Below are 8,360 nucleotides of genomic sequence, written 5' to 3'. Positions count from 1 at the left end.
GTCAGCCGAAGAAGGCTGAGGTCGCGGCGAAACCGGCGCGGAAACCGAGGGCTCCAAAGTCGTGACGACGTCTAAATCGCATTGAGTGTTGGAAAAGGCTTCGCGGTCTTCTCCGTCGTTTTGACTGCGTTGGCGAACGTCCGTTTTTCGGCCTGATGTCAAAGACGCATGTCGACCCACAGCGGACCTTCGGCGGCGGAAACAGGTCTACTCTGTCTCATCTCGAAACGCTGAAAAAAGGTCGAAGCCTCACTTCAATGAGCTTCGCTTGACAACGCCGTGACGCCCAGCGGCGGCTCGACCTCGTCCTCCGCAGACTGGCTAATGCCTCCAGCCAGGAAAAACACATCCGAAAGCGATTGATCTTCCGGCAGGATATAGACGACTACCATCGTGCCGCTGAACGCGGGTTCCACGATCTCATCATAGAACTTGCCTGGCACGTTTATACAGCCATAGGAAATCCGGTTGTCTTCGGCGGTAGCCGAAGCGAGACGCTGCAGTCGCCGGTCGGTCGCCCGGGTGTTGATGACCGGATGCAGGGACAGGGCGGCGTCATAGTCGATCCACAGAATGCTCTTGCCGCCGAGGTTCTCGCCCATCGAAGCCATGAACCGGCCTGCCGGGGTGATGCGTTCCCCGGGTTCGATGGCTGACAGGGGGCGGTCGCCGATCCCCGCCGGCGAGATGTCTCCCCGCGCCAGCCCCAACAGGACCGGGGCGGTTCCGAGCAACCGGCCTTCGCGGTCGAAGGCCGACACCTCGGCATTGATCTTGTCGATGATCAGGAACGGAAGCCCCTGATTGTCGGCCGTCTCAAGCACCCACGCCGTGAGCTGTCCAGCGGCGGATATGGCGTCCGTCTCGCCGGGCCTGTCCGGGCCGTCCGGCGACCAGGAACGCTGGCCCGCGAGGCTCGCCTCCGGGATGAACAGTCCCAGCGCCAGTCCGGCCGCCGTCGCCGCTCGCCAAAGGGACAGGCTCGCGGTCAATTGCGATCCTGCTTGGGCGGATAGACCGGGACGGGCGGCGGCGGCGGCGCGGCCGGCACGGCCCGGCGCGGGGCCTCTACCACCGTCTCGACCGGCGGAGCGACAGGCATCGTCGTGTCATACGCCGGCATCCGCACGCCCGTGTCGACAACCACAAGATCGAGGCCCGGCGTGGGGGTCACGGTCGGATAGGTCACCGTCGGATATGGCCGGAAGGGCGGGGTAACCGTCGGCGGGGTGGTCGGCGGCGGCGGCGGGGGAGGAGGAGGAGGAGGAGGCGGGGGAGGCGGGGGAGGAGGAGGAGGCGGAGGCGGCGGAGGCGGAGGAGGAGGCGGCGGAGGAGGAGGCGGCGGAGGAGGAGGCGGCGGAGGAGGCGGCGGGGGCGGCGGCGGAGGAGGAGGCGGCGGAGGAGGAGGCGGCGGCGCGGTACTGATCGTCCCGCGTGTCCGGAAGGTCGATACGCAGCACGCTCCGGCCAGGGCGTACAGGGGGGCGTTAGGGCCTGCGAGGGCATAGCCGCTGTAGGTGATGCCGACGTCGGCGCCCGCCGTAGCCGAGTCGAACGTTGCACTGGCGCCGGGCAACGCCACCAGCGTGACACCCGTCGGCAGGCCCGAGGCCGCCGTGGTTCTGAACCCCCCCAGGGTGGTCGCCGTCGTCCCATTCGCTGCCCGACTGCCATCGGGGAACAGCAGCATCCGCTGGGTCAGCGTCGCGCCTTCGGTCAGGGTGAACCGCGTCGAGAAATCCGTCGGGGTGGTATAGGAAATCGGGTTGTAGTTGATGGTCGCCGGTGCGTTGGTGACAGTGACCCGCGGGGCCAGTGGGCTGAAAATAATGGTTCCGCCGTTCACCCCTGGACCGGTGCCGTCCGCGCCGGAGATCAGCGTCAGGCCGACGGGCAGGCCGAGACTTTGCGCCGCGATGGTGGTGCCCCGGGTCAGGGTGATGGCCGCATCGATATGGAGGTCATGCCCGGCGCACAAGGCGATGTTGCCGTCGGTCGTGGTGATCGCATGGAAAACGTTCACGTTGCGACCGCCCTCCAGCAGGACGCTGCCGTTGGTCGTGGTGATGGGCGCGTTGACGTTCACGTCCCGACCACAACACGCGACGAGATTGCCGTTGGTGGCGGTGATCGCGGCGTTGATATTGATGTCGCGGTGGGCGTTCAGCGTCAGGGTTGTTGGGCTCGACGATGCGGTCCATGCGATGGCGTCGTTGACGTGGATGTCGCCGTTGCCGGGCTGGCTGGCGCCGGCGCCGGTCAGTGTGCTGATCACGACGTTGGTGGTCACCAGTTGGGCTGACAGGGTGGCGCCGGAAATATTGCCGCCGGCGCCGATGGTGAAGTCCGCCGGGTCGATCAGCCACGTGCCGGTGGCGCCCCGCGGAGCGTCGGTCGTAACATGGGTTCCCGACGCGATGTTCACGGTCCCGGCGGAGGTCTCGATGAAGCCGCCGTCGCCGCCGTCGGGCGCGCTGGCGTCAAGGACGCCGCCGACGTTCAGCACGCCGCTCGGCATGTCGCCCAGCAGGAGGATTGTGCCGTTCCGCTCGCCGATCGTGCGGGCCTGGATGACGCCGGTATTGTTGACCACGGTGCGGAGCAGATCACCCGCTCCCTGGGCCGTCATCACTACCCGCCCGCCGTCAGCCTGCATCATGCCGCCGTTCTGGACCAGGGCGTTGGCCACGCCCCGATCGACGACCACATTCAGCAGTCCGTCGCCGGCGACGTCGAGCGTAACCGCCTCGCCCGCGGCAAGCACAATAGTCCCGAGATTGGCCTGGATCAGACCCTCATTGCTGACACTGCCGCCCAGCAGCGCGACATAGCCGCCGTTCGCGATGATGGAGCCATGATTGAGCACGGCGCCTGAGCCGGTGCCGGTGAAGCGGTAGTCGCCAGCCATGAAGTCGGCGTCGGTCATGTCCAGGGTGGAGGCGACCAGACCCCCGACATTGACCTGCGAACCCGGCGCGAATAGCACGCCGTTCGGGTTGATCAGGAATACCTGGCCATTGGAGGTCAGGCTGCCGAAGATCGCTGATGCGTCCGGACCCAACACACGGTTCAGGGCGACCGAACCGCTGTTCGGCTGGACGAAGACCACGCTGCCTCCCTGGCCGATGGAGAAGGCCTGCCAGTTGATCGCCACGTTCTGGGTCGACTGGTTGATCGTCATCGTGCCGGGGCCGCTGGCGATGGTCGCTCCGCCGGCGGTGACCGATCCGCCGGTCGGAAGGGTCTGAGCCTGGGCGGCTGTTCCTAAGGAAAAGGATGCGGCGAGTCCGGCCAGGACAAAGCCTGCCAGCGCCGTCGAGGCGGACAGGACATTCCGGCGAGCGCGCACGGCACTGCCCCGCTTCATGGCGCCGGCGATCTGGTGTTGGAGTCCGGTCATCAGAACGTCCCTGTCTTGAAAGGAATGTCGGGGGAGGCAAGGGGAGCGGTCATCAGAACAGCTTGACGATCTGGAACCACGCGCGGCCGCTATCGTCGGGCCCGGATGTCGCGATCTGGTCGCCCAGCCGGTGGGCATAGGTCACCCGAACGAACAGGTCGTCAGGCCCGGACCAGACCAGACCGGCGCCGACGCCGCTGCGCCGGGCATGATTGGATCCGGCGAACCATGGGTCATGGGCGAAGTCGACCTCGCCGGCATCGACAAAGCCGATGAGCTGGAACCGGCCCGGCAGGGATCCGGTCCACTGGTCCAGCGCGAGTCTGGCCTCCACCGTGGCCACATAGCCCTCGTCGCCGTAGGCCTCGCCTTCCGGATAGGCGCGGACCGCATATGCGCCGCCCAGCTCCATCTTTTCGGAGGGGTCGAGATTGTCTGTGGCCATCTGGCCGCGAAGCGAGCCGAAGAGCGACAGCGGTCCGCTGACCGTCTGCAGTCTGGAGACAGCGTACTGAAGCTTGTTGAACCCGCCCTGGGTGCGGGCCGTGACCGCGTCGGCGGCGCGCTCGAACGGGCTTTCGATGTCGAGCTCGCCCGAGGTCCAGGACCATGAGCCCGTGTTCCAGCCTCCCCCGCCGAACCCGTCGCGGGAATCCCCACGCAGACCTACGGTCAGAGCCCGGCTTTCCTTGTCCGACACCTGGGATACGAGGCCGATCTCATCGCTGAGGAATTTGGCGTCGAAACTGGCCAGGGCATAGAGGTTGGCGCTCCGCGAGCGGATCAGCGGATAGCTGGCGAAGGCACTGAAGATGTCAGCCGTGCCGCCGGCGTCCAGAACCTCGAACTCACGGCCGAGGTCATACTGCAAATGGGTATAGGCGGCGCCGACGGTGGCGTCGCCGAGCGGCGCCTGCCAGGCGGCCCGCCCGTAGGCCAGCCCCTCGGTCGAGGCGAGCAGCCGCAGGCTAATCAGGTCGCCCAGGCCGGTAAGGTTGGCGAAATTCACCGCCCCGCCGAACCGGTAGGCGCCGGTGTAGCGATTGCCGGCGTTGTCGGCCTCGAGGCTGCCGAAAATCCGGGGCGCGCGGGTAAGGTCGACCGTCAGATCCGAAGAGCCGACCTCCGCGCCCGGAGACAGTGTCGAATGGACGGCGACGCCGGGGATATCGGACAGCAGAAGCAGGCGGCGTTCGAGCGGCGCGATCGCGACCGGGGCGCCGGAGTTCAGGCCGCTCAACACCCCGGCTGCAACGGCGTCGGATACGCCGGACTGGTTGCGCAGTTCGATCGCGCCGTAACGGCCCTCGATCACGGTGATGGTTACCGTGCCCCCGACAACGTCCTGTGCCGGCAGATAGGCCTGGGCCAGCACATAGCCGCGGTCGTTGTAGAAGCGCGTGATCCGGGCGGCCGCATTGCGCAGCTCAGGCAAGGTCAGGTCGCGGCCGGGGGTAAAGTCCGCGGCGGCCACCAGCTCCGCTTCGGTAAACAAGGTCGCGCCCGTCACGCGCAGCGCATCGACGCGGATGCTGGACCCTTCAGCCACGGCGTCAACCGCCGGGTCGGGCCGCTCGATACGGATCTCAGGCGCGGACCCCAGGGGCACGTTGGCCGGCGGAATCTGCTGCAATTGCCCCGCGACCGGAGGTTGCTGGGCGTAGGCGGTCTGGCCCGTCGCCAGCAGCGCAGCCGCAATAAGACTCGATCTCAACATAGCCGCCTCGAAGTGACGCCGCGGTCTCAGGGCGTAACGGCTCTCACGCAGCTGGGAGCACGCACGTAGGAAGGCTGAGGATCGATTTAGGTGGTGGTGACCTGAGACATATGCTCGCAGCCCGCGAGTTGGTCTCAGCTATCTGACAATAAAGAGCTTAAGGTTTTCAGATATTAACAAGATATGAACGGTCTATTCACGTAAGATTGTGAAATCGAGAACGGACGACGACCTCACTTGTTCCTCCACCATGGACTGAATATTATCACAGGAGCTAGTGAGCGTTCGGGGCCATGTCGGCGGCGTCACAAATCTTGGACGGCCCCGCCGTCACCAGCGGGGCCGTTCGCACGTCCGTTTCCTCGCCTCTACGAGGTTCGGCAGGTCTGCTCTGGGCGCGGGTCTCAAGTTTTCTTGTTCGTCGTGGAGGCGACGTCCGTTTCCCACCCCGAACAGACCTGCACTCTGTCCGCTTACGGCGCATCCGTAGAATGTCCGCAATCGGGCGTCAGGCCAATGGCCGGACCCGACCCGTTTCGGACTCTCGGTCCACGTTCGCGAGGAACAAACCGTGTCAGGGAACATGGTAAAGCGTCGGCAGTTCTATGTGTCCCTTCAACAGAGGACACGCCTCAATGCACACCGACAATCATCGCGCCATCAAGACGCTCAACGATCTGATCGAGACGACGCTGGATAGCGTGAACGGCTATCGGCATGCCGCCGACGGCGTCAGCAATCCGGAACTCAAAACCCTGTTCACAGAGCGCGCCGGCAAGCGTGAAGAACTCAGCCGTCGGCTCCAGGCCGAAGTTCGCACGTTTGGTGGTGAACCTGAGGATGACCAGTCTCTGCTGGGCCGCATCCATAACAAGTTCGCCGAGATCAGAGGCGAACTCATGGGCCGTGACGACAGCGGCGTGATCGACGAGGTCGAGCGTGGCGAGGACGTGATCAAGGCGCGGTTTGAAGACGCCACCAAGGACACCGATCTTCCCGACACGCTCCGCCAGCGCGTGGCTGAAGAGTATGCGTCCATCAAGGCTGATCACGATACGATCAGCGGTCTGAAGCATCGCCTCAACTAAAGGCAGGGTCCGTAAATGCACCATCGAACGACGCGCCAGAGTTGATCTCCGGCGCGTCGTTCTGCGACGGCCTGCTCTGTTCGGGCTGAGGCATCGGCAGCAGCATCGGTTTTCCGGGCGGCAGTATCAGCGGCTGCATCGATGTTGGCCTTCGCCTGACAGACCGTGACCGATCCCGACCCGGAGCAGACGTTGACGGCTGAAACCGGAAGCCTCAGCAACATGCCGATATGAACCATTCTCCCCGAAAAGGCGTTTGGCAGGCGCGCGTAGCTTGACCGTATACCGGGGTAAAGATGCCAACTGTGCCTGACACGACTAGTGGCTTTGCCAAGGCCCCCCTTTGACCGCGTCGACGCTTGATACCTTGAGCCTGGCCATGCTGGCTGAGGAGTCGCCCGCCATGTTGTGGCGCGGAGACAGCAACGGCCGATGCGTATTCCTGAGCCGCGCCATGCGTGAGTTCTGGGGCTTGCAACCCGATGAGTGCGGCGTCTTCGACTGGAGCTCCAGTCTGCTCACCGAGGACCAGGCCGTGGTTTTCGAGCCGTTTGCAGCCGCGATGGCGGCTCAGTGCGCGTTCACCTGCGAGGGGCGATACCGGCGAGCAGACGGAGAAGTGCGGATCCTGCAAACGCGCGCCCGACCCTATTTCAATGAGGACGGGGTCTTCGCCGGCATGGTCGGAGTGAATGAGGATACGACCGAACTCCGCCGCGCTGACGAGGCGCTTCTGGCCCGCAATCGCCAACTGGATGACAGCCTCGTTCAACTGCGCTCGACTGCGGACCGGTTTGCGCTGGCGACGAGCATCTCCGGTCTGGCCATGTCCGAGCACGACGAAACGCTGAAGTACGTCTGGGCGCACAACGTGCCTGCGGAGTGCCTCGGGAAGACCCCTTCGGAATTCGTTGGGCCTGAGGTTGGGGGACCGCTCGAGGTCATCCTGCGCCGGACCATCAACACCGGTCATATGCAGACCGAGGAGATTTCGGTCCTGATCGGCGACGGGAGGACGTGGTGGGATATTCAGGCGTCGCCCTCGACCCTACCGGACGGGCGGCCGGGTGTGGTCGCCAGTGCGCTCGACGTTACCGCACGCAGGTTGAACGAGGCAAAGCTGGAAATTCTGGCGAAGGAACTGGGGCACCGGGTCAAGAACGTGTTCGCCGTCGTTCAGGCCATTGTTCGCCAGTCCGCGCGTGCAACACCGGTGCCAGACGCGTTCCTCAAAGCGGTGGAAGCCCGGCTCGTCGCTTTGGCGGACGCTCAGGACTCATTGCTGACGATGTCGGACGACCGGTTTTCCCTGCAAGGCCTGCTGGCTCGACAATTATCGCATCTGGAAGGCGCAGAACTGGATGGGCCCGAAGTGCTGCTGCCGGGCAAGTTCGCTCCCTATCTTTCGCTGGCCGTGCACGAGCTCGGCACAAATGCGCTCAAACACGGCAGCCTCCGCGTGCGGGACGGAAAGGTAGCGGTGAGCTGGGCTCAAACCCGCCCTGACCAACTGCGCCTGTCGTGGCGGGAACGGGATGGTCCTGCCCCGACATCAGGCCCCGCCTTCGCTCCGGGTCGGAAAGGGGGCTTCGGCTCGCTGTTGCTGACCAAGGTCTTCGAAGGCGCGACAGGCGGCGCGGTCGATATGGAGTTCGGCCGCGACGGTCTGCTTTGGACCGCGATCATCCCGACCGGAGTCGAGTTGCACCTCTGACCCGGCCGGGCGGGTGGGGGCGCCATTTCCCGTTCCCACCCCGGGGCCGTTCGGGAGGTCTGCTCTCAGGCCTGGCGGTCAATGTCCGGTTTTCGGCCTGACGTTGATGTCGGGCTCCGACCCGTTGCGGACATGGAGGGGTCCCCTGTGCCCAGGCCAGCTGGGAATGGCGCCGGCTATGTGAGCCAAGCCGAGATTAGGATGATGCCCCCGTCGCTGTAGGCGGGGCATCTCAAGATTTTGCCCGCCTTTCCTGGGCGGCTTAAGCTTTCCTTCGCCCGGCTGCGCTATCTGATCCGGGTGGCTCCCAGTTGTTTCAATACTAGGTGATGTGGACAAAGTGGATTCCCAAATCAGCTGATCGCTGATTCAAGGCTGTTCTTTGCGGAGAGCAGCCATGGTTCGTGGTTTGATGTCGGATGCGGAGTGGGCGTTCTTCGA

Annotated in this window: 5 protein-coding genes; 2 read left to right on the top strand and 3 right to left on the bottom strand. The window is 64.9% G+C overall.

Annotated elements, in window-relative coordinates; genetic code table 11:
- Positions 1-254: 254 nt before the first annotated feature.
- From ACP7A5_RS17520 to ACP7A5_RS17510, 3 genes are read right to left on the bottom strand one after another with little or no spacing between them, the layout of a single operon-like run.
- Entirely contained in the window at positions 255-992 is a 738-nt protein-coding gene (locus tag ACP7A5_RS17520; protein ID WP_426043102.1) for a L,D-transpeptidase, read from the bottom strand.
- Entirely contained in the window at positions 989-3,400 is a 2,412-nt protein-coding gene (locus tag ACP7A5_RS17515; RefSeq protein ID WP_426043101.1) for a filamentous hemagglutinin N-terminal domain-containing protein, read from the bottom strand. The genes ACP7A5_RS17520 and ACP7A5_RS17515 overlap by 4 nt, the downstream gene beginning before the upstream one ends.
- Before the next feature lie 52 nt (positions 3,401-3,452).
- Entirely contained in the window at positions 3,453-5,117 is a 1,665-nt protein-coding gene (locus ACP7A5_RS17510; RefSeq protein ID WP_426043100.1) for a ShlB/FhaC/HecB family hemolysin secretion/activation protein, read from the bottom strand.
- 635 nt (positions 5,118-5,752) lie between these two features.
- On the opposite strand from ACP7A5_RS17510, the gene ACP7A5_RS17505 reads away from it, so the two are divergent.
- Both ACP7A5_RS17505 and ACP7A5_RS17500 read left to right on the top strand, forming a co-directional pair.
- Positions 5,753-6,205, top strand: coding sequence for a PA2169 family four-helix-bundle protein (locus tag ACP7A5_RS17505; RefSeq protein WP_426043099.1), 453 nt, complete (start codon positions 5,753-5,755; stop codon positions 6,203-6,205).
- A gap of 343 nt (positions 6,206-6,548) precedes the next feature.
- Entirely contained in the window at positions 6,549-7,919 is a 1,371-nt protein-coding gene (locus ACP7A5_RS17500) for a PAS domain-containing protein (protein ID WP_426043098.1), read from the top strand.
- Positions 7,920-8,360: the final 441 nt, after the last annotated feature.

The sequence above is a fragment of the Brevundimonas sp. TWP2-3-4b1 genome, from assembly GCF_049897665.1.
GTDB classification, from domain to species: domain Bacteria; phylum Pseudomonadota; class Alphaproteobacteria; order Caulobacterales; family Caulobacteraceae; genus Brevundimonas; species Brevundimonas subvibrioides_B.
Note: the sequence above shows the minus strand (reverse complement) of the source record. Positions and strands in the feature narration are given on the sequence as shown.